Genomic DNA, 21846 nt, shown 5'->3' on the forward strand with positions numbered 1-21846 from the left:
GTTATCCGATTCCGGGAATGAGACGGACCAGCAGGTCGATCAGCCAGATGCCGACGAACGGGGTGAGGATGCCGCCGAGGCCGTAAACGACCAGGTTGCGCCGCAGCAACGCGTTCGCGGTCGACGGGCGGTAGCGCACCCCGCGCAGCGCCAGCGGGATCAGCCCGATGATGACCAGCGCGTTGAAGATCACCGCCGAGAGGATCGCCGACTGCGGTGTCGCCAGGTTCATGATGTTCAGCTTGTCCAGCTGCGGGAAGATCCCGGCGAACATGGCCGGCAGGATCGCGAAGTACTTCGCCAGGTCGTTGGCGACGCTGAACGTGGTCAGCGCGCCCCGGGTGATCAGCAGCTGTTTGCCGATCTCGACGATCTCGATCAGCTTCGTCGGGTCCGAGTCGAGGTCGACCATGTTGCCGGCCTCCTTGGCCGCCATGGTGCCCGAGTTCATCGCGACCCCGACGTCGGACTGGGCCAGCGCCGGGGCGTCGTTGGTGCCGTCGCCGGTCATCGCGACCAGCCAGCCACCTTCCTGCTCGCGGCGGATGAGCGCCATCTTGTCCTCCGGTGTGGCCTCCGCGAGGAAGTCGTCCACACCGGACTCGTCGGCGATCGCCCTGGCGGTCAACGGGTTGTCGCCGGTGATCATGACCGTGCGGATGCCCATGGACCGCAGTTCGGCGAACCGGTCACGCATCCGTGGTTTGACCACGTCGGAGAGCCGGACCACGCCGTGCACCACGGGGGTGCCGGCCACCACCTCGGCGACCACCAGCGGCGTCGCGCCCTCGGCGCTGACCCGGTCGACGACCGCGCGGACCTCGTCGGCGGACTCGCCGCCCTGGTCGGTCACCCACGCCCGGACCGCGCTCGCGGCGCCCTTGCGCACCAGCCGCCCGTCCAGGTCGATGCCGCTCATCCTGGTCTGGGCGGTGAACGGCACGAACTCGCCGGCGGACTCGGCCTCGGTGGCCTCGGCGGGCAGGCCGTGGCGTCGCGCACACAGCTCGACGATGCTACGGCCCTCGGGGGTGCCGTCGGCGAGGCTGGACAGCCGGGCCGCCGCCGCCAGATCGTCCGCTGTGGACGTTCCGACGGGGATCAGCTCGGTGGCCCGGCGGTTGCCGAAGGTGATGGTGCCGGTCTTGTCCAGCAGCAGGGTCGACACGTCGCCGGCGGCCTCGACCGCGCGCCCGGAGGTCGCGAGCACGTTGCGCTGCACCAACCGGTCCATGCCGGCGATGCCGATCGCCGAGAGCAGCGCCCCGATCGTGGTCGGGATCAGGCACACCAGCAGCGCGGTCAGCACGATCACCGACTGGACGCTGCCGGAGTGGCGGGCGATGGGTTGGAGGGTGAGCACCGCCAGCAGGAAGATGATCGTCAGCGTGGACAGCAGGATCGTCAACGCGATCTCGTTCGGTGTCTTCTGCCGCCGCGCGCCTTCCACCAGCGCGATCATTCGGTCCACGAAGGACTCACCGGGTTTGGTGGAGATCCGCACGACGATCCGGTCCGACAGCACGGTGGTGCCGCCGGTGACCGAGGAGAAGTCGCCGCCGGACTCGCGGATCACCGGCGCGGACTCCCCGGTGATCGCCGACTCGTCGACCGTCGCGATGCCCTCGACGATCTCGCCGTCGCCGGGGATCACCTGTCCCGCTTCGACCACCACGAGGTCACCGATGCGCAACGACACCCCGGGTACCGTTTCCTCGGTGCCGTCGGGCGCCAGCCGCCGGGCGACGGTCTCCTTCTTGCCGCGACGCAGGGTTTCCGCCTGCGCCTTGCCCCGGCCCTCGGCGACGGCCTCGGCGAGGTTGGCGAACAGCACGGTGAACCAGAGCCACAGCGCCACCGCGATGGTGAACACGTCGGGGTCGCCGATCGCGAACACGGTGGAGAGCACCGAGCCGACCCACACCACGAACATGACCGGGTTGCGGACCTGGTGGCGCGGGTGGAGCTTGCGCAGCGCGTCGGGCAGCGAGGTGAGCAGCTGACGCGGGTTGAACACCCCCGCGCCGATCCGCCCGGTCCGTTCGGCGGTGTGCTGGGGGGCGGGCCGGTCTGTCGTGGTGGTCATGCGAGTGCCTCTGCGATGGGTCCCAGCGCGAGCGCCGGGATGAACGTCAACGCGGCGACCAGCACCACGGTGCCGGTCAACAGGGTGGGGAACAGTGCTCCCGTGGTCGGCAACGTGCCGGAGGTCGAGGGGACCTTCTTCTGCGCGGCGAGCGAGCCGGCCAGACACAGCACCGCCAGGATCGGGATCAACCGGCCGAACAGCATGCACAGCCCCAGCGAGGACTGGAACCACGGGCTGGTGACGGTGATGCCGGCGAACGCGGACCCGTTGTTGTTGGACGCGGAGGTGTAGGCGTAGAGCACCTCCGACCAGCCGTGCGGCCCGGAGTTGGCCAGATAGCCCGAGGTTCCGGGGAGCAGGATCGCGATCCCGGCGCCGAGCAGCAGCACGGTCGGCATCGCCAGGATGGTGACGGCGGCGGCGGTGACCTCGCGGCGCCCGAGCTTCTTGCCGAGGTACTCGGGGGTGCGGCCGACCATCAGACCGGCGAGGAACATGGCGATGATCGCCATCACCAGCATGCTGTACAGGCCGGTTCCGACGCCGCCGGGCGTCATCTCGCCGAACAGCATGTTCAGCATCGTGCCGCCCCCGCCGAGGCCGGAGTAGCTGTCGTGCATCGAGTTCACCGCGCCGGTCGAGGTGCCGGTGGTGGAGTTCGCGAACAGCGCCGAGCCGGCGATCCCGAACCGGACCTCCTTGCCCTCGGTGCCGGCGCCGGCCAGCAGTGCCGCCGGCCCGTTCGGGTGAGCCTCGGCCCACCAGATGACGGCGAGCATGGCGCCCCACAGCACGGTCATCACCGACAGCAGCGCGTAGCCCTGCCGGCGGTTGCCGACCAGGGTCCCGAACGTGCGAGTCAGCGAGACCGGGATGACCAGCAGCAGGAAGATCTCGATCAGGTTGGTCCAGCCGTTGGGGTTCTCGAACGGGTGCGCGGAGTTGGCGTTGAAGATGCCGCCGCCGTTGGTGCCCAGTTCCTTGATCACTTCCTGGCTGGCGGCCGGGGCGAGCGCGATGTGGTTGCTCCGCCCGTCGACGGAGGTGATGTCCACACCGGACCGCAGACTCTGCACCACGCCCAGCCCGACCAGCACGACGGCGAACAGGAAGGCCATCGGCAGCAGGATGCGGACGGTGCCGCGGGTGAGGTCGACCCAGAAGTTGCCGAGCCGGTCGGTCCTCGACCGGACGAACCCGCGCACGAGGGCCATGGCCACGGACAGCCCGACGGCGGCGGACAGGAAGTTCTGCACGGTCAGGCCGAGCATCTGCACGGTGTGTCCCATCACCGTTTCCGGCACGTAGGACTGCCAGTTCGTGTTGGCCACGAAACTGATCGCCGTGTTGAACGCGATCCCCGGCTCGACCGGGCCCCGCCCGAAGTCGAACGGCAGCACGGACTGCAACCGCTGTATCAGATACAGCAACACGATCGAGACGAACGAGAACCCGAGCACGCCGGCCGCGTAGGTCTTCCAGTGCTGTTCGCGGTCGGGGTCGACCCGCACGGCCCGGTAGACGACCCGTTCGACGGCCAGGTGCCGGGTGCTGGTGAACACCCGGGCCATGTAGTCGCCGAGCGGCTTGTGGACGGCGGCCAACGCCGCCAGCAGCACCCCGACCTGGAGCAGGCCGGCCATCAGAACTTCTCCGGCCTGGTCAGGGCCACGAACAGGTAGACGATCAGCAGCAGCGCGAGCACGCCACCGACCACGTTTGCCAGAACACCGGTGCCACTCACAGCTTCTCCAACCCCCGTAACGTCAACGCGAGCAGGAGAAAGCTGGCCACCAGCAGAGCGGCGAAGGCCAGATCGGCCATCGGCCCAGGCTCCTCACATCAGGGCCGCTCCGATGGCGGCCGTACGGGGTGAGTGTGGGCCCGGAGCAGGGACAACGTCCGCCACCATGACGGAACCTTGATACCGGCGGGGGTCACCTTTACGCGATCCTCACCCTCGGGTGATCCCTCCACTGTGGAGTTACAGGTGGGTCAGAGCCGGTGACGCACGGCGACCGGGGCCGGTGGTCGTGGGGTCGCCCGCCCGCCGCGTCGAGTCGACCGGCGGCCCTTGGAGACACCAACTACTGCGACCGGCGCCGCTTCTCCCTTGCTGCCCGACAGCACCGCCGCTACCCGACGCCACGATTCCCCATCGCCCGGCCTCACGGCCACCGCTCCCGACCTCGTCGCCGTGGCCTGACCCCAACCACGCTGCCCCTCCACGTCACCACAACCCCAACGCCACTACTCCACAACACGACCACTCCCAACAACACCGCCACACCCCGGCCCAGCGCGGCCAGTCCCCACAATGCCGCGGCAACCCGCCCTCAACACCACCGCTCCGCGGCATCGCCACGGCGACCTGGCCTCAACGCGATCGCTGTCCAAACCCCCGGCGTCGGGGATCCCCCCGATTTCCAGCCTAGTCGGGAAAAGGGAGGTTTTCGGTTTTGGTCTGGTGTCTGTGGACAACATCGATCGCGAACGGAAGTCCCGCCTTGGTGCGGCGGTCGTGTCGCGCGATGGTCGAAACGGGGTGCGCGGCCGCGTTGGCATGCGGCCGCGCACCAGCCCCCGGGGCAGCTAACTCTGTTGGCAGAAGGAACGCAGGTCGTAGAACCACGCCAGGTACTGGTCGTGCACGTCCCGACCCATGATCCGCAGGAACGAGTCGTCGGAGTTCTCCAGGTGGGAGAAGTTCGCGCTGCCGGTGTAGACGCGCGGCTCGATGTCGTCGTCGTAGAAGCCGTCGGTCATCATGACCTTGGTGTGGATGGTGACCGCGCGGCCGTCGACCGGCACCCGGCACGGGGTCACCTGCATGTACTTCCCGTTGCTGGCCTGGGTCGCCAGGACCTTGCGGACGTCGGCGTCGACGGACTTGACGGGGTCGTTGGCGGAGTCCTCGTAGTGCACGATGTCGATCCAGCAGTTCTCGCCGCGCAGCCTGAGCAGTTCCTTGGCGATCTGCAGGCGGTTCTTGTTGAAGATGGTCAGCGCTATCCGAACATCGGTCTGTCGCCGCACGCCATCGGTGTCCACATAGGAGCATTCGATGAGCCGCAGGATGTTCACGATGTGGTCACCGGTGCTGGTGGCCCGGGGCTGGTAGGTGGCCCGGTACTTCGAGCCGGTCGGCGTGCTCCAGAAGTAGCCGGGGTTGACCGCCGTCTTGCGGCCCGCCTGCAGGTCCCGGAAATAGGTCCGGAAGCCGGTGTAGATCGCGGCGTCGCTGACGGTGTAGGAGTCGTTGAACGAGTTGTACAGGTACCAGTCGGACAGGTTCGACGAGGTCTGGAAGACCACGTTGCTGTGCGTGACGCCGTTGACCACGACACTGGAGAACACGGCGAACTTGCTGTGCATGTAGTTCCGCGCGATGCAGCCCCGGTTCGCCGGGCAGCGCACGGCCCACGACCCGGCGGTCTCCACCGTCCCCAGCCCGGCGCTGAGCTGGGCGTGGATCGGGTCCCCGGAACCGTCCTCCAGGTAGTCGAGGATCACCTTGACCGCAACGCCGCGCTGGTGCGCCGCGACCAACTGGTCAGCCACCTCGGTGGACCGGACTCCCGGCACGAACGCGAACATCACGAAGTTGATTTCCGCGCCGGCCGGGGTGGCCTGGATGAGCCGGATCAGCTGGTTCATCACGGCCGCCTGGCGCTCGCTGGGCTCGGCGGTCCCCGACGCGACCGTGGGATCGTTGAACACCGGCGCGTTGATCACCGGCGGCCCGGTCACCGCCGCCGCCGAGACGTCGTCGTCGGCCCGGGCGGGCCCGCCGGTCAGCGACATGGCGAGCAGGCCGGCCAGTACCGCCGCCAGCGCGCGTCGTCCCTTGTCAGTCACATTCTCTCCCTCGCTCAGCGGTGCGACCAGCACGGTAACCAGCGGTCACATTGATAGGCAGCCACCGTTCGAGCTACCCAACAACTGCTTCAATGCAGGGATGGGGCGCACTGAGGGATCGTTGGACCCCGACGCGGGACCGGTGCAGCGGTTCGCGCACGAACTGCGGCTGTTGCGCCGCTCGGCCAACGGGATCACCTACCGCGCCATGGCCCGTCAGGCGGGGTACTCGGCGGTCGTGTTGTCCCAGGCCGCCGCCGGGGCGCGGCTGCCGACGCTGCCGGTGACCCTGGCCTACGTCACGGCCTGCGGCGGCGACCCCGACGAGTGGGAACGACGCTGGCGGCAGGCCAGCGCCGACGTCGCCGCGCTCGCCACCTCCCCGTACCTCGGGCTGGCGACGTTCGAGGAGACCGACCGGGACCGGTTCTTCGGCCGCGACAGGCTGATCGCCGAAATCCTGGCGCTGACCGCCCGGCACCGGTTCGTCGCCGTGGTCGGGGCGTCGGGCGCCGGGAAGTCCTCGCTGCTGCGCGCCGGGGTGCTGCCCCGGCTGCGGGAACGTGACCCCGCGACGGCCGTCGCGCTGTGCACCCCGGGCACGCTGACCGACCCCGGTGAGGGCACGGTGCTGGTGGTCGACCAGTTCGAGGAGCTGTTCACGCTGTGCGACGCCCGGGAGCGCGCGCGGGTGATCGCCGCGTTGATGGGGAGTCGGGCGCGGGTCATCGTCGCGTTGCGGGCCGACTTCTACGGCCGCTGCGCCGAACACCCCGCGCTCGCCGACGCCCTGTGCACGGCCCAGGTGCTGGTCGGGCCGATGACCGCCGACGAGCTGCGGGAGGCCATCGTCGCGCCGGCGACGGCCGCCGGGCTGGTCGTCCAGCGCGCGCTGACCACCCGGCTGGTCGACGAGGTGCTCGACGAGCCCGGTGGCCTGCCGATGGTGTCGCACGTGCTGCTGGAAACGTGGCGCCGGCGCAGGGGCCGGACGCTGACCGTGGCGGGCTACGAGGCCGCCGGCGGCGTGCACGGCGCACTCGCCCGCACCGCCGAACAGGTGTACGCCGCGCTGTCGCCCGGGCAGGCGACCACCGCCCGGCGGGTGCTGCTGCGGCTGGTCGTCGTGCCCACCGAGGACGCCCAGGCGACCCGCCGCCCGGCCCGCCGCGCCGAGTTCAGCGGCAGCGACGACACCAGCGAGGACACCGGCGACGACACCGGAACGGTGGTGGAGCGGCTGGCCGAGGCGCGGCTGGTCACCCTCGACGGCGACGCCGTGGACCTGGCCCACGAGGCGCTCATCACCGCGTGGCCCCGGCTGGCCGGCTGGATCCGCCAGGACCACCAGTGGCTGCGGGTGCACCGGAACCTGGGCGAGGCCACCCGTGCCTGGGAGGAGGTGCACCGCGACCCCGGCGCCCTGTACCGGGGCACCCGGCTGGCGATGGTCCGCGAATGGGTCACCGGCCACCGGGGCGAGGAGCTCAACGCCGCCGAGCGTGCCTTCGTCGCGGCCAGCGTCGACGCCGAGCGGACCGCGAGCAGCGCCGAGGCCCGGCGGCGGCGCCGGCTGCGGTGGCTGGCGGCGGGGCTCGCGACGGCGTTGCTGGTGGTCACGGCGCTGGCCGGGGTCACGCTGGCCCAGCACACCGAGGCGGTCGCGACCCGGCAGACCGCGATCTCCCGCCAGCTCGCCGCCGAAGCGCTGGCGCTGCGGGACACCGCGCCGGGCACGGCGATGCTGCTCGGGGTCGCCGCCTACCGCACCGCGTCGACCCCCGAAGCGCGCGGCGCGCTGCTGAGCCTGGCGTCCTACCAGGTCTACCAGGGCGAACTGTCCGGTCATGGCAACGCGGTCTCCGACGTCGCCTTCCGCCGGGACGGGGCGCGGCTGGCCAGCGTCGGCAAGGACGGCCGGCTCGTCGTGTGGGACACCCGGCGCCGCGCGCGGCTGGCCACACTGACCGCGCACCGGACCTGGCTGCGCGCGGTGGCCTACAGCCCCGACGGCCACACGCTGGCCACCGGCGGCGACGACGCCGATCTGGTGCTCTGGGACGCCGGCACCGGTGAGCGGGTGGCCGCGTTGTCCGGGCACACCGACCGGATCCGCGACGTCCGGTTCAGCCCCGACGGGCGGCTGGTCGCCACCGCCGGCAACGACCGGACGGCCGTCCTGTGGGACCGCGCCGCCGGGGTCGCGGCGCACCGGCTGACCGGGCACCGCGGCGTCGTGCAGGCCGTGGTGTTCAGCCCCGACGGGCAACGGGTCGCCACCGCTGGTGCCGACCGGACGATCCGCCTGTGGGACACCGCGACCGGGCGCGCGCTGGCCACCCTGACCGGCCACGCGGCGGCCGTGGACGGTCTGGCGTTCAGCCCCGACGGCCGGCTGCTGGCCAGCGCGAGCTCCGACCACACCGTCGGGCTGTGGGATCCGGTGACCGGGGCGCGGCTGGCGACGCTGTCCGGGCACACCGACGCGGCCAGGGCGGTGGCGTTCAGCCCGGACGGCCGCACGCTCGCCTCCGCCGGCCACGACGACACGGTGATCCTGTGGGACCTGCCGAGCCGGGCGGTGCGCGCGCGGCTCACCGGGCACACCAACAACGTCTACGCCCTGGCCTTCCACCCCCGGCTGCCGCTGCTGGCCTCCGGGGAGGAGCAGGGCCGCGTCCTGCTGTGGGACGTCGACCGCGCCCCGCTGCCCGGGCACGCCGGCACCGTCACCGCGACCGCGTTCAGCCGCGACGGGCGCACGGTCGCGACCGCCGGCACCGACGGGACGGTGGCGCTGTGGGACGTCGCCGGCCGGCACCCGGTGGCCACCGTCCGGTCGACCACTGGTCCGGTGAACGCCCTGACGTTCAGCCACGACGGCCGGACGCTGGCCGTCGCCACCGGATCGCCCCGCCGCACCACCGGGGTGGCCGACGGCGGTGTGCACCTGCTGGACGTCACCGACCGCGCCGCACCGGTGGTGCGGGCGACGCTCACCGGCCACACCGACGCCGTGCGCGACGCGGCGTTCACCCCCGACGACCGCACGCTGGCGACCGCGAGCAGCGACGGCACGGTCGCGGTCTGGGACGCGCGCCGGCACACCAGGCTCGACGTGCTGCCCGGCGACGAGTCGCTGAACTCCGTGGAGTTCAGCCCGGACGGGCGCGTTCTGGCCACCAGCAACGGAAACGCCCACCAGGTGGTCCTGTGGGACTTCCGCGCCAGGGCGCGGCTGGCGACCCTCACCCACACCGGGCTGCCCCGCGAGCTGGCGTTCAGCCCCGACGGCCGTACGCTCGCCACCGTCGCCGCGGGCCGGGCGGTGGTGCTGTGGGACGTCGAGCGCGGGACGCCGGTCCGCCGGTTCACCCACCACGACACGCTCAACAGCCTGGCCTTCAGCGCCGACGGGCGGCTGCTGGTGACCGGCGGCGCCGAGAACACCGTCGGCCTGTGGGACGCGGTCACCGGGGCGCGGCTGGCGACCCTGACCGGCCACACAGGACCGGTCGAGGCGGTGGCGATCGCCCCCGACGGCCGGACCGTCGCCAGCGCCGACAGCACCACGATCCTCTGGACCACCGACGAGAACCGGGCGATCCGGGAGATCTGCCGTGTCGTTGGCCGGGATCTGACCCGCGCGGAGCGCTCCCAGTTCCTCCCCGACGAGCATCCTCGGACCTGTCCGGCGTTCGCCTGACACCGGCCGGGCGGGCGTTTTCCTAGGTTTGAAGCGGAAAGGGGAACATCCATGCGTACGAAACTGAGAGTCACCGCGGCGTCGCTCGGCGCGCTGCTCACGCTCACCCTGATGCCGGGCACGGCGACCGCGTCAGTGTCCAACTGGTACAGCAACCCGGGGAACTGCACCAACGTCCGCACGGTCGCGGAGAACACGTCCGGCACCCGGTACGTCCAACTCCGCCGGGGCACGTGCGGAGGCGTCAGCTACGTCTGGGGCCGGGCGAACGACAACCGCGTCGTCTCGTTCGGCGTCTACACGAACTCGCCGTGGAAACTCATCGCCACGGACAAGACGCAGAACGGCAGCGGCAACACCCACTACACCAAGGGATACCGGGCTCAGGTCGGCAAGACCTACGTCGCCGACGCCGGCTCGGGTTTCGCCACGAGCTACTCGCCGTAAGGGTTTCCCGCCGTCCAGTTCGCGGTCCGCTCACCGCGAACTGGACACCTCACTCGGTGTCGAGGTCGAGAACGTCCAGGTCACCCTCGAACGCGACCACCACGATCCAGGTGCGGTCCCCGGCGAGGAAGTAGTGGTGCTCCGGCACCTCGAGCAGCGCGGCCGTCACCGCCACGGCCTGCTCCCCGGCGAACCGCACTCCGTAGGGCGACAGTCCGTCGCCCACGTGCTAGACCGTCGAGCCGGGTGTGACCCGCTCGCGGATCTCGGCGCAAGCACGCTCCACGAGCAGCTTCTCGTCCTCGATCCTCCAGTGCTGGTGCCGCCCGGTCACCCGATCCCAGGCGATCTTCCCGCCGGCCGAGGGGAAACGACGCCCCAGCCAGTCGAAGGCCACCAAGTCGGGTGTTCTCTCCAGGGACACCAGCGGCGGCCTGGAAAACACCTCCGCCTCCCAGTGGTCACCTGGGGACCGCTCCATCGCCTGGTGGTCGTCGGTCTGGGCGTGTTCGGACCGGACCTGGCCGCGTCGCGCGATCCACCGCCGCGCCGCCGCCATCAGTTCCGCGCCGCTGAGCACGCCGCACCTCCTTCACTCAGGGGTGGGCCTGTGCCAACCAGTCGAGAAATGCCGGAAGCCGGCGGTCAACGGTGAACGGATCGCATTCCGGGGGAATGTCGTCGAGCAGGCCCGGCCACATCATTCTGGCCGCGTTGACATAGGCCTGACCCTCCCGCTGGTCGGGGTGACGGCGGAGTGTCTCCGCGACGAGGTCGAGACAGTCGCTGAGCTCGTCCACCGAACCTCCCCGCCGAATCGTAGCGGGGACCCCTCCCGCGTTGTGGGGCAACACTGTGGTGCACCAGTGTTGGCCCGAGCCAAGGATGTCCGCGATGTACCTGCCGACGATCGCCGACGAGTCCGTGACGCCCACGCCGAGGGACCCGCTGGCGGTCGCCGTGGGGAACGCGTCGTTGTTGGGGGTCGGGTACCTGCTGCTCGGCCGGAGGGCGCTCGGTGTTCTCAGCGCGCTGGTCTCCCTCGCCCTGTTGGGAGTCGTGGGCGGTGTGGTGCACGCCGGCTGGGTGCAGTGGGTGCTGCTCGCCTGGTGGGCCGCCACCATCGTCCACGGCTGGGTCGCCGCGCGTCGGGGGGCGACCAGCACGATGGCCGGGCAGCGGGTCGGTGTCGCCGTGCTCGCGGTGGCGGTGCTCGGCACCCTCCTGGTCGTCCGGCTGGACCTCAACGGGCGCGCCGATGACGCGACCGCCGCCCACGAGCGCGGTGACTGCGACCGCACACTGTCGATCGCGGACGGTGTGGGGTTCTGGCAGCGGATCGGCGACGGGCCGGTCGCCGACGACCTGCTCGACAGCGCCGAGGCGTGCCGGCTCGTCCAACGCGCCCGCGGGCTCGCCAGGACCGACCGGCTGGCCGCCGCCGACACGATGGCCAGCTACGCGCTGCTGCCGGCCGCGCGCTGGAGCGGCGCGCGCCGCTACCACGAGGACCTGCTGCTCGACCAGGTCCGCGACGACCTGCGGACCGGCCTCGCCAACGCCGACCGGCCGGCCCTGGAACGCGGTTTCGACGTGCTCGCCACCGTCCGCACGGATTTCCCGAACCGCCAGCAGGACACCGACGCCGCACTGGAGGCGTTCCTCACCGGCCTGCCGACCGACGACGCGTGCCGCACCGTCGGCGTCACCGACTGGATCACCCAGCAGAAGACCGAGTCCGACGACCTCGACAGCGCGCGGACCGTCGCCGCCAAGGTCGCCCCGCTCGCCCTGCTGACCTGCGCGGACACCCGTCTCGCCGCGGGCGAGGCGGCCAATGCCCGCACCACCTACCAACAGTTCCTCGACACCTACCCCCACGACCCTGGCGCGCCGAGGGCCACCCGCGGCGTCACCCTGGCCACCTGGGCGATCCAACTGGCCGAGGTCCGGGGGCTGGTGACCACCAGCTACGCGGACGAGACACCGGCCTACTGCGACAACCCCAAGCCCTACGGCGCCGCCCGCCCCTACCGCGGGCGCGGCACCTTCCGCGCGATGATCTTCGGGCAGGACACGCAGCGCAAGGCCCTGCCGGGGAACTGGCGGGCCAGCGACCCGAAGAACGCGACGCTGATCATCTGCGCCGGCGAGGTCGAACACGGCGATGTCGCCCAGACCTGCACGTACTACAAGAACAGTGGCTACGGCGCGCCGGTCGCCGTCTCGTTCCACAAGCGCGAGACCCCGGTGCGGGTGTACGAGGTGCGCACCGGCCGGAAGCTGGCCGACTTCGGCCTCCAGATCGGCGGCGCGGCCTGCCGCCCGGAGTTCCTCAACTACCGCACGCCCGCCGGTGTCGACGTCGGCCCCGGCCCGCAGTACGTCCAGTCGTCCGATGAGGACATTCGGGCCGCCTACCGCACGATGCTCGTCCGCTGACCGGTTCAGGACTCCAGGTCGTCGAAGGCGCGGTCCAGTTCGTCGAGGTCCGGCGGGACCAGCGTGGTGGAGTCGACGAGCTCGCGCAGCAGGTTGTCCATCAGGGTGGCGTCGCAGGCGTCGTCGTCCTCGGCGCGCATCAGCTTGGCGCGCACCGAACCGCTCTCGTGCAGGCGACGGCGCACGGCCGCGACCCGGTCCTCGATCTTGCGCTTGGACCAGCCGAACTCGGGTTCCAGTACCCGCAGTTGCGCCACCGCCCGGCGGTACACCAGCGGCCGGGGCTCGGCGGCGTAACGCAGGTACTCCTGGCCCAGGATGATCAGCGCCAGCCGCTCGTCGTCGTGCAGCGGCCAGCGTTTCGGCGGGACGGTGAGGGCCGTTTCCTTCGGGTCGGGGCCGTTGTTGTCGTAGTCGGTGACGTACAGCTCGACCAGGTGCTCGCGGTAGCCCGAACCTCGGACGAACACCGGGGTGTAGCCGGCGGTCAGCGGCACGGGCTCGGTGGAGGTGTGCATCAGCTGGCCGCGTGGCAGCCGCAGCAGCTGCTGGCCGGTGTTGCGCAGCCACCAGCTCCGGTCCTGGTAGGTCAGCTCGCCGTGGCGGCGGCTGACCCGGGTGTCGTCGGCGCCGACCCGCAACTGGGTGTCGGGTTTGCCGCCCCGGCCGAAACGGACGGTGCGGCCGGGCTCGGGCACGACCTGGATGCCGCCCGCCAGGGACCGGGCGTGCAGCGTGCCCGGCCGCGACCGGGGGTCGGTCTCGTGGAGACGGGCGAGGCTGGGGGGACGGCTCATCACCGTGCTCCTTTCCGTGGGCGTCGATCCAGTCTTCGTCACCGCCCGGAGACCCCTCCCGGACCGTCAGAGCGGGGGCAGTTCCTCGGCGGCGGACGCGGCCAGCTCCCTGGCCATCACACACAACTCCGGCACGGGCCGCAGCCCGCCGACGTACACCCGCAGGATCTCGTAGGCGTTCGCGGAGGAGTTGCGGTCGCCGTAGCGCCGGTAGGGCAGGAACGCCGTGCAGGTACCCGCGTCGTTGCGTTCCGGCACGACGTACACGTCGTGGCCGCCGACGGACACCGGCTCCCTGTACTCCTCGGTGATCTCGTCGCGGTAGAACTTCAGCTCCGTCTCCAGGTCGTCGACGGTGCTGGACCACTTGCAGGTCCAGTTCGCCACCCCGACCTCCGGCGCGTTGACCATGATGCCCGGAACGGCCGCCAGCGAGTCGGCGTCGAGCAGCGCGCACGCGTCGGCCCACGCCAGCGACGTCTCCGGGTAGGGCGGGGACCGGCGCCGCATCGGGCCCCGGTCCAGGACCTCGGCCGCCGGCACGGCCGCCGCGTCGGCCATCGCGCACAGGGTCGCGGGGCCGGCGGCCAGCTCACCGTCCTCGACCTGGACGCGGATCCGGACGAGGATGCCGTCGTCGGTGCCGCCGTCGAGGGGCAGCAGGACCCGCCCGCACACCTCGTCGTCCTCCTCCTCCGGCTCCGGCAGCACACCGATGCCGCCGATGGTCCTGCTGGGGGTGGCGGTCTCGGGCGGCAGGCCGGGGCGGAACTGGATCTGCACGTCGATGCGGGTGTCGGCGTCCGGCTCGACGAGCACGTCGCAGCTGTCGAAGTTGCGGTACTCCGGGTCGACCTCGGCCTCGCCGAACGGGGCGAGGGCGTCGGCGTCGGCCAGGGCGCACAGGTCGGCGGTGCGGGGGTCACCGATCAGCGACCGGGTGTCCGGCGGGTCGGCCGGCGACCCGGTGTCCTGGGAGGCGTCGCCGTCGTCGCCCGAGATGACCAGGCTCAGCACCAGAGCGAGCGCGGCGGCGGCACCGACGGCCACCGGTAGCCACCGCCGGCGGTTCCCCGTCGCGGCCAGCGCCGGCCCCGGCCCGGCGGCGGCGGCGCGCAGCTGGCGGGCGGCCTCGGCGGCGTCCGGGCGTGTGCGGGGGTCGCGCTGGAGCATGGCGGTCAGCACCGGGTGCAGCGGGCCCACCGCGTCCCGGTCCAGCTCGACGAAACCCTGCTCGGCCTTCCAGTACGTCAGGCCCTCGTCGTCGTCCGGTTCGGTGCCGCGCGGCGGTGAGCCGGTGACCAGCGCGTGCAGGGTCGCGCCGAGACCGAACACGTCCGAGGCGGGCCGGGGGACCTGTCCCCGGGCGAGTTCGGGGGCGGCGTAGTCGGGGGTGAAGCTGAACGGGCCGTTGGCGGTGACGGTCTCGGCGCCGCCGACCCGGTAGGCGGCTCCGAAGTCGAGCAGTTTGGCGGTGCCGCGCCGGGTGAGCCCGGTGTTGGCCGGCTTGACGTCGCAGTGCACGACACCCGCCTCGTGCAGGGCGGCGAGCGCGTCGGCGAGCTGGGCGCCGATCTCGGCGGCCCGCTCGGGCGACATCGGTGGCTGGCGGTCCAGGCCCCGGCCGGGCACGTACTCCATCACGAACCAGTACCGGTCCCCCGGCGCCTCCACGACGTCGAACAGGGTGACGACGTGCGGGTGGTCGCGGAACTTGGCCATGGCGCGCGGTTCGCCGAGCAGCCGGCGCAGCGCGGTCTCCCGGTCGCCCTCGACGAGCTCCGGTTTGAGCGCGACGTCCTGGCCGACCACCGTGTCGTGGGCCAGCCACACGTCGCCGCCCCGCCCGGTGCCGACGACCTCCCTGAGGACGTAGCGGCCGACGAACGTGTCTCCGGGACGCACGGATCCCCCTCACCTGAGTCCGGAACGCGCAGGCAGGTCCAGGGTAACAAGATGCGACGCCCCGCATGCGTGCCGTCACGACCTGCTCCTACGCCGAGGACCAGGAGACCGGTCACGGCGGTTCCGCCTAGGTTTCGTCGTCGCCCCCGACCACGTTCGAAAGGACCGAAACCCCGTGGCACGTACCGTTGTCCTGGCCGCCGTCGCGCTGGTCGCCCTGGCCCTGCCGGCCCACGCCGACCACTCCCCCGCCACCGAGCGGTGCCCGTTCCCGGCGCGGGTCCTGGACCTCACCGGCTGGAAGATGACCCTGCCCACCGGCGGCGAGGAGGACCCCACCGAGATCACCCAGCCGGAACTGGACACCTTCAGTGCCAGGCCCTGGTTCCAGGCGACGAACAACTGCGAGGCGGTCCGGTTCCGGTCCCCCGTCAACGGCGTCACCACCGGCGGCTCCGCCTACCCCCGCGCCGAGTTACGCGAGATGACCGCCGACGGCTCGGACGAGGCAGCCTGGGACGCCACCGAAGGCACCCACACCCTGGTCGTCACCGAGGCGTTCATGGCTCTGCCCAACGACAAACCCCACCTCGTCGGCGCCCAGATCCACGACGGCGACGACGACGTGACGGTGTTCCGGTTGGAGGGCAACAACCTCTACATCACCTCCCCCGACGTCACCCACCACCACCTGGTCACCGACAACTACGTCCTGGGCACCGAGTTCGAGGCCAAGTTCGTCGTCGAGAACGGCGAGATCGACGTCTACCACAACGGCGAACTCCAGACCACCATCCCCCACACCCGCGACGGCAACTACTTCAAGGCCGGCGCCTACACCCAGGCCAACTGCACCAACTCCGCACCGTGCCACCACCGCAACTACGGCGAGGTCCACATCTCCGACCTCCAGGTGACCCATTCCTGACGGCCTGTCCCCACGAGGCGAGCGGACCACCCGGTCCCATCGGCCAGGAATCTCACGGGTGGACGTCCCGGCAGCGGTGTTCGGGCGGGCCGAATAACCTGTGGGGATGACGGCTGGGCGATCGGTGCCGACGCAGGAGGACGTGCTCGGGTACTTCGACACGTTGTCCAACTGGGGGCGGTGGGGTGCCGACGACGAGCGCGGCACGCTCAACCACGTCACCGACGAGGTGCGGGTGGCGGCGGCGCGGGCGGTGCGGCACGGCCGGAGCGTGTCGTGCGGGTGGGAGGTCGCCGTGCCGGCGGAGATGGAGCGGGCGACGACGACGTGCCCGTGTGCCGCCGACATGCCGGGGGCCGAGAACATGCCGCCGGCGTTCCACCGCGACCGGCGCTGGGGTTTCTCCAACGAGCGGCTCGGCCTCGACTACCACGGCAACACGATCACCCACGTCGACTCGCCGTGTCACCTCTTCTGGGACGGGCGGCTGTACAACGGGCGGTCGCACTCGTTGGTCGACGCCTCGACGGGGTCGGCGTGGGCGGCGGTCACCGCGGCGGCGGACGGTATCGTCACGCGCGGGGTGTTGTTGGACGTCGCGCGGGTGCGGGACGTGCCGTGGCTGGAACCGGGGCAGGGCGTGTTCCCGGACGACCTGGAGGAGGCGCAGCGGCGTCAGGGTGTGCGGGTGCGGCCCGGTGACGCGGTGCTCCTGCGGACCGGCCGGGGCCGGGTCCGGCACGAGGGCGGCGAGGCCGGCGGTGTCGAGCAGGCCGGCTGGCACGCGTCGTGCCTGCCGTGGCTGCACGAGCGGGAGGTCGCGCTGATCGGCGCCGACACCCCGCAGGACGTCCTCCCGTCGGGCTATGACGACGTGCTGATGCCGGTGCACGCCGTGAGCCTGGTCGCGATGGGACTGTGGCTGCTGGACAACTGCGACCTGGAGGCGTGCGCGTCGACGGCCGTAGAACTCGGCCAGTGGGAATTCCAGCTCGCGGTCGCTCCGGTGCGTTTCGCCGGAACGTCCGGGAGCCCGGTCAATCCGATCGCCACATTCTGACGTATTCGATTGACGCGGGCCGCGGCGTGCGCCATGATGAATGCGTCAACGAACGAGGGAGCATCATGACCGACCAGTGGACGCGAGGAGCGCGGTGCCGGTGTCACGCCGCCGCATCCGCCGCCGCCTGCTGGTCGGGCGGCGCCTGTTCGTGGGTTTCGTGCTGGCAGCAGGCTGGTCCAGGCTCCCCACCCTGAGGTAGGACCTCAGGTCGAGGGAGCCGCCCATCGGGTAACCGATCCGGGCGGCTTCTCTTTTTCGCGGCTGAATTCCTGTCGGCGAGCCACGGTGGCGCAACGGTCTCCAAAACCGTTTGCCGGGGGTTCGACTCCCTCCGCCGGTGCGCCGCATCGACTATTTCACTGGGTCGGTGCCGTTCATTTATATTTCCACAGTGGAGCATGACATTTCTCCAGGCTCGCCCCTGTCGCGACCACGGCACAGGGGCGGGCCAGTGGGGTCCGGTCGCCGACCGTGCGGCCGGACCCCCGAACGAATGCCCGTTGGTCCAGCCGGCAGGACGCCGCGCTCTGGTCGCGGAGACCGAGGTTCGAATCCTCGACGGGCAGCAACCCCCGCTACGGGGGCACGGGGGACGCGCCGGCGCGCAGACGATCCTCGCACGATCGTCGTGGTGGGTTCGACACCCACGTCTTCCACGACCACCGGCCGGCGTACGCGCCGGCCCCCGTGGCCCACCTCACGACGGTCGTGACGCGGCCTGCAAAGCCGTGGTGTTCCGGGTTCGACTCCCGGGTGGGTCTCCACAGTGTCCTGCTCCGCCGGCCCAGTCGTGCGAGCGTGCCGACATGGCCACACACCGACACGCAGCGTCACGAATTGTCTACAGAACGATGACGTACGATGCGCGGATGGGGCACTTCCACCCATCGGTCGATCAGCTGCGGATCGACACCGTGCTCGCGTCCCTCGGCCACCCCATCCGGCTGGCCATCGTGCGCGCCCTCGCCCACGGCGGCGACGACGGCCTCGCCTGCGGCACCATCGACCTCGGCGTCACCAAGGCGACGGCCACCCACCACTGGAGAGCCCTGTGCGAGGCCGGCGTCATCCGTCAGTGGCAGGTCGGACGCAACCACTACGTCGCGCTGCGCCGGGGCGAACTGGAATCCCGCTTCCCCGGCCTGCTCGACCTCGTCATCGCGGACGACCTGGCGCCGCCATGAGCGGCCGCGCCAGGTCGTCGGTGATCGGAAAACGCTGGCCGGTGGCCGCGTGGTGCACGCGGCCACCGGCCGAGGTGTTCTACAGGTCGAGCGTCCAGCTGGTCAGCTGGCCGGTGTCGGCGGTGGCCAGGTCACTGACGCGCAGGTTCCAGGTTCCCTTGACGAGCTCACCGGACAGGTCGACCGTGTACGTCTGGTCGATGTTGTCCGCGGAGCCACCGGTGCGGTTGTGCAGGTTGTAGGCGGTGCCGTCCGGGGCCACCAGGTCCACGACGAGGTCACCGATCCAGGTGTGCTGGATGTGCACCTCGACGGTCGCCTCGAAGCCGCCGGAGCCGGAGCACTTGATCGCGATCGGGCTGTTCACCGTGCTGTTGTCGGCGATGGCCTGGACCTTCTTGTTCGTCTTGGCGTTGCAGTTGGTGCTCGGCGGGAGCACCGTCCAGCCGAACGCGACGTCGTCGGACAGGCCGGCGCTGTCGGTGACGGTGGCCGTCACGTCGAACGAGCCGACGGTGGTCGGCGTGCCGGAGATCAGGCCCGAGTTGTCGATCGCCAGGCCGGTCGGCAGGCCGGAGGCCGCCCAGGTGAACGGGCCGGTGCCGCCGAACACGTTGAGCTGCACCGAGTCCGCGGTGTTGACGCTGCTGGTCTGCGCGCCGGGGTTGCCGGCCAGCGGGGCGCCGGGGTCACCGTCGGACGGCGTGTACAGCAGGCGGTTCGGCGAGCCGGGACCCGGATTGACGATCTTGTCCGGGGTGCTGTTGGCGACCAGCGCCGCCTGCACGGTGTCCGGCATGTCGGTCGGGTGGTCGGCCAGCCACAGGGCGGACGCCCCGGCCACGTGCGGCGCCGCCATGGAGGTGCCGCTGATGGTGTTGGTGGCGGTGTCGCCGGTGTTCCACGACGACGTGATGTCCACGCCCGGCGCGAAGATGTCCGAGCACGTGCCGTAGTTCGAGAACGTGGCGCGCGTGTCGGTGATGTCCGAGGCGTTCACGGTGATCGCCTCGGTCACCCGGGCCGGGGTGAAGTTGCACGCGTCGGAGTTCGAGTTGCCGGACGCGATGGCGTAGGTGACGCCGGAGGCGATCGAGTTGCGGACCGCGGTCTCGGTGGCCGGGTCACTGCCGTTCGCACCGAGGCTCATGTTGGCCACGGCCGGCTTCACCGCGTTGGCGGTCACCCAGTCGATGCCGGCGGCGACACCGGCGAAGCTGCCGGAACCCGCACAGTTGAGCACCTTCACCGCGACGAGCTGGACGCCCTTCGCGACACCGTACTCGGCGCCACCGATGGTCCCGGCGACGTGCGTGCCGTGACCGTTGCAGTCGGTGTCGTTGCCGTCCCCGGTGGTGTTGGTCCCCCAGGTGGCACGACCACCGAACGTGGCGTGGGTGGTGCGGATGCCCGTGTCGATCACGTACGCGGTCACGTTGGCCGCGGTCGCGTTGACGGCGTAGTTGTCGTCCAGCGGCAGGTCGCGCTGGTCGATCCGGTCAAGGCCCCACGACGGGGGGTTGGGCTGGTCGGTGGCCCGCACGACCGCGTCCTGCTGGACGTAGTCGACGCGCGGGTCGGCGGCCATCTTGCGGGCCTGCTCGGCGGACATGCTGGCGGCGAAACCGTTGAGCGCGTGGCCGTAGACCAGGCGCGTCTGGCCGCCGTACTCGGCGGTCAGCGTGCGGGCGCTCGACGCCGCCTGGGATCTCGGCGCGGCGTCGTCCTTCATGACGACGATATAGCTGTCCTTGATGGCGCCGGCACGATCAGCACCGACCACCTGTCCCTCAGCGGCGGCGGGCAGCGCCGCGACCACCATCATCGATGATGCCGCGGCAGCGGCGAACACCAGTCCGCCCAGCCGTCGTGACCAAGACGCGCGAACGTCTCCCATTACGGGGTTCTCCCTCGGTTGGAGGTACACACACGCCGGGCCACACCGGCGTGCGGAGCAGGGATAACGGGTGTCCGCGCGGACGAACTCGAGCCTAGCGACCTCGCCGCGATAGAACAATCTTCACCAAAAGGAATGACCATACGGAGAATTTTCACTACATCGTTCAGTGCAGTGACATGCTCCGAAGGGCCGCGTGGAGCCGTCCCGATCATGCCGGCGACCACGCCCCGAGTCGTTGGGTGGCAACGATTCTCGGCCATTCGGCTTCCACCGTTCCGCCGTTGCCCGGAACGGCATTCTCCCGCTCCGCCTCCGACGCCCGCCCTGGCCACGACCGTAGGCCCGGGACACCGGCCAAGCGCCGAAGATCAAGCCTTCCGATCCGGAAGCCATTTTTCCGGGCAATTCGGACCCACGAGAAAAAGAGGATACGACATCGGAAGACAATTTCAGGAATGGAGACGAATCGCGCGCGGAAAGGCGGCCTGACACGCCTCGACGCGCGGCGCTCGGCGGTGGATCTGGCCCTGTACCAGCATTCGAGCCGCCGGCGGCCGGCGACCAAGATCACCGAGGACGCCTCCGACGGCGAGCGGGCACCGGGAAGTACAGAATTCAACGAACAGCGGAGGAGAATTGATCGGATCAATCGACAACAACCAGATGTCCCCGCCCCAACGAGCCCACCGCACCAGCCCCGATGTCCACCGCCGTCCCATGGTCACGCCGGGTCCAGGCGGTAGCCGGCACCTCGGACCGTGTGGATCATCGACGGGCTGTGCGGCGCGGTGACGCGGTCGGCGACGGCGTCACGGGCGATCAGGAAACGTACCGTTCGCCCCACCGGGAGCTGAAGGTCGGTAGCGCCAACGGGTGGCCGCCGGCGGGTTCTCAGTTGACCTTGGCGCCGTAGACGTGGTCGACCGTGAGGGTGATGAGGACGTGGCGGTCGGCGACCATGGCCGCACGGTACTCGTCCCAGTTCGGGTGGTCGCCGGCGGCGGTGCGGTAGTAGTCGACGAGCGCCTGGACCTCGGGGCCGTTCGGGTCGGTGGACGGGCCGGTCAGTTCGGCCGTTCCCTCGGCGGTGGCCCAGGACCAGCCGTCGGGGCTGGTGACCTCCAGGGCGGCGCGGGGGTCCCGGCGCAGGTTGGCGATCTTGGCCGTCTCCACACTCGACACGTAGATGACGCCGGCCTCCTGGTGGTAGAAGGGCATCACCGGGGACAGCTGCGGTCGTCCGTCCTGTTTGATGGTGGCGAGGACACCGAGGCGGCTTTCCGCCAGCAGCTCGTGCGGGTCGAACGACGGAACGGTCATGTCATCAGTATGGCCGGCGGGTCGTGGACCGTCGGGGCGGCCGAGGTGTTCGGGGGACGGGCGCTGGCCGATCGGCCGCACCGGGGCCGTCCAGTGGTGGCATCTGGGGTTGCGTGGAGTTCCGGGGTCGCGCGACCGGCACATCGGGATCATGGCCGGCCGGATCATCGGCTGCCGGGACGATGACGCCCGGGCGACACCGCGACG

Annotated in this window: 18 protein-coding genes and 3 tRNA genes; 9 read left to right on the plus strand and 12 right to left on the minus strand. The window is 71.0% G+C overall.

The features are described 5' to 3' along the window. Window position 1 precedes the first annotated feature (1 nt). The 4 genes from kdpB to BLA60_RS29215 form a co-directional block, all read right to left on the minus strand. The gene (kdpB, locus tag BLA60_RS29200) at window positions 2-2086 is read right to left on the minus strand and encodes a potassium-transporting ATPase subunit KdpB (RefSeq protein ID WP_075136243.1); all 2085 of its coding nucleotides are present in this window, start codon (window positions 2084-2086) and stop codon (window positions 2-4) included. Then, window positions 2083-3732, minus strand: a complete 1650-nt coding sequence (gene kdpA / locus BLA60_RS29205; protein ID WP_075136244.1) for a potassium-transporting ATPase subunit KdpA — start codon at window positions 3730-3732, stop codon at window positions 2083-2085. Before kdpA ends, kdpB begins: the two co-directional genes overlap by 4 nt. Beyond that, window positions 3732-3833 carry a K(+)-transporting ATPase subunit F gene (gene kdpF, locus BLA60_RS29210; RefSeq protein ID WP_075136245.1) on the minus strand — a complete coding sequence of 34 codons (102 nt, stop codon included), beginning with the start codon at window positions 3831-3833 and terminating at the stop codon, window positions 3732-3734. Before kdpF ends, kdpA begins: the two co-directional genes overlap by 1 nt. A gap of 848 nt (window positions 3834-4681) precedes the next feature. Then, entirely contained in the window at window positions 4682-5947 is a 1266-nt protein-coding gene (locus BLA60_RS29215; RefSeq protein WP_075136246.1) for a phospholipase D-like domain-containing protein, read from the minus strand. A 100-nt stretch (window positions 5948-6047) separates the two neighbouring features. Between BLA60_RS29215 and BLA60_RS29220 the strand changes: the two genes are divergently transcribed. Both BLA60_RS29220 and BLA60_RS29225 read left to right on the plus strand, forming a co-directional pair. Further along, on the plus strand, window positions 6048-9653 hold the full coding sequence (locus BLA60_RS29220) for an nSTAND1 domain-containing NTPase (protein ID WP_075136247.1): 3606 nt from the start codon (window positions 6048-6050) through the stop codon (window positions 9651-9653). Window positions 9654-9704: 51 nt separating this feature from the next. Further along, window positions 9705-10100 carry a hypothetical protein gene (locus BLA60_RS29225; RefSeq protein ID WP_075136248.1) on the plus strand — a complete coding sequence of 132 codons (396 nt, stop codon included), beginning with the start codon at window positions 9705-9707 and terminating at the stop codon, window positions 10098-10100. A gap of 49 nt (window positions 10101-10149) precedes the next feature. Here BLA60_RS29225 and BLA60_RS43720 read toward each other — a convergent pair whose 3' ends face one another. From BLA60_RS43720 to BLA60_RS29235, 3 genes are read right to left on the minus strand one after another with little or no spacing between them, the layout of a single operon-like run. Beyond that, window positions 10150-10326: a hypothetical protein gene (locus BLA60_RS43720; protein ID WP_154814694.1), complete on the minus strand. Its 177-nt coding sequence runs from the start codon at window positions 10324-10326 to the stop codon at window positions 10150-10152. A gap of 3 nt (window positions 10327-10329) precedes the next feature. Then, window positions 10330-10680: a hypothetical protein gene (locus BLA60_RS29230; protein ID WP_075136249.1), complete on the minus strand. Its 351-nt coding sequence runs from the start codon at window positions 10678-10680 to the stop codon at window positions 10330-10332. A 16-nt stretch (window positions 10681-10696) separates the two neighbouring features. Beyond that, complete coding sequence (locus BLA60_RS29235; protein ID WP_075136250.1) at window positions 10697-10900, minus strand: hypothetical protein; 204 nt, start codon at window positions 10898-10900, stop codon at window positions 10697-10699. A 94-nt stretch (window positions 10901-10994) separates the two neighbouring features. Here BLA60_RS29235 and BLA60_RS29240 point away from each other — a divergent pair, with 94 nt between their 5' ends. After that, window positions 10995-12542: a tetratricopeptide repeat protein gene (locus tag BLA60_RS29240; RefSeq protein ID WP_075136251.1), complete on the plus strand. Its 1548-nt coding sequence runs from the start codon at window positions 10995-10997 to the stop codon at window positions 12540-12542. Between the two features lie 5 nt (window positions 12543-12547). Here BLA60_RS29240 and BLA60_RS29245 read toward each other — a convergent pair whose 3' ends face one another. Together BLA60_RS29245 and BLA60_RS29250 are read right to left on the minus strand one after the other, a co-directional pair. Continuing rightward, the gene (locus BLA60_RS29245; RefSeq protein ID WP_075136252.1) at window positions 12548-13339 is read right to left on the minus strand and encodes an FHA domain-containing protein; all 792 of its coding nucleotides are present in this window, start codon (window positions 13337-13339) and stop codon (window positions 12548-12550) included. Window positions 13340-13405: 66 nt separating this feature from the next. Then, window positions 13406-15244, minus strand: coding sequence for a serine/threonine-protein kinase (locus BLA60_RS29250; RefSeq protein WP_075136253.1), 1839 nt, complete (start codon window positions 15242-15244; stop codon window positions 13406-13408). Window positions 15245-15419: 175 nt separating this feature from the next. On the opposite strand from BLA60_RS29250, the gene BLA60_RS29255 reads away from it, so the two are divergent. From BLA60_RS29255 to BLA60_RS29275, 6 genes are all read left to right on the plus strand, one after another. After that, entirely contained in the window at window positions 15420-16172 is a 753-nt protein-coding gene (locus BLA60_RS29255) for a polysaccharide lyase family 7 protein (protein WP_075136254.1), read from the plus strand. Between the two features lie 106 nt (window positions 16173-16278). Then, on the plus strand, window positions 16279-17232 hold the full coding sequence (locus BLA60_RS29260) for a cyclase family protein (protein WP_245812198.1): 954 nt from the start codon (window positions 16279-16281) through the stop codon (window positions 17230-17232). A 274-nt stretch (window positions 17233-17506) separates the two neighbouring features. Then, a tRNA-Trp gene (locus tag BLA60_RS29265) sits at window positions 17507-17575 on the plus strand. A 154-nt stretch (window positions 17576-17729) separates the two neighbouring features. After that, a tRNA-Gln gene (locus BLA60_RS29270) sits at window positions 17730-17801 on the plus strand. Window positions 17802-17924: 123 nt separating this feature from the next. Next, window positions 17925-17999, plus strand: a tRNA-Cys gene (locus tag BLA60_RS43725). A gap of 105 nt (window positions 18000-18104) precedes the next feature. Then, window positions 18105-18419, plus strand: coding sequence for an ArsR/SmtB family transcription factor (locus BLA60_RS29275; protein WP_075136256.1), 315 nt, complete (start codon window positions 18105-18107; stop codon window positions 18417-18419). 79 nt (window positions 18420-18498) lie between these two features. Here BLA60_RS29275 and BLA60_RS29280 read toward each other — a convergent pair whose 3' ends face one another. The 3 genes from BLA60_RS29280 to BLA60_RS29285 all read right to left on the minus strand — a co-directional run bounded on the left by BLA60_RS29280 (window position 18499) and on the right by BLA60_RS29285 (window position 21639). Continuing rightward, on the minus strand, window positions 18499-20244 hold the full coding sequence (locus BLA60_RS29280) for a S8 family peptidase (RefSeq protein ID WP_245812199.1): 1746 nt from the start codon (window positions 20242-20244) through the stop codon (window positions 18499-18501). A gap of 796 nt (window positions 20245-21040) precedes the next feature. Next, the gene (locus BLA60_RS44330; RefSeq protein ID WP_162293025.1) at window positions 21041-21163 is read right to left on the minus strand and encodes a helix-turn-helix domain-containing protein; all 123 of its coding nucleotides are present in this window, start codon (window positions 21161-21163) and stop codon (window positions 21041-21043) included. 47 nt (window positions 21164-21210) lie between these two features. Then, window positions 21211-21639, minus strand: a complete 429-nt coding sequence (locus BLA60_RS29285; RefSeq protein ID WP_075136258.1) for a PPOX class F420-dependent oxidoreductase — start codon at window positions 21637-21639, stop codon at window positions 21211-21213. Window positions 21640-21846: the final 207 nt, after the last annotated feature.

The sequence above is a fragment of the Actinophytocola xinjiangensis genome (assembly GCF_001921215.1).
Classification (GTDB): Bacteria; Actinomycetota; Actinomycetes; order Mycobacteriales; family Pseudonocardiaceae; genus Actinophytocola; species Actinophytocola xinjiangensis.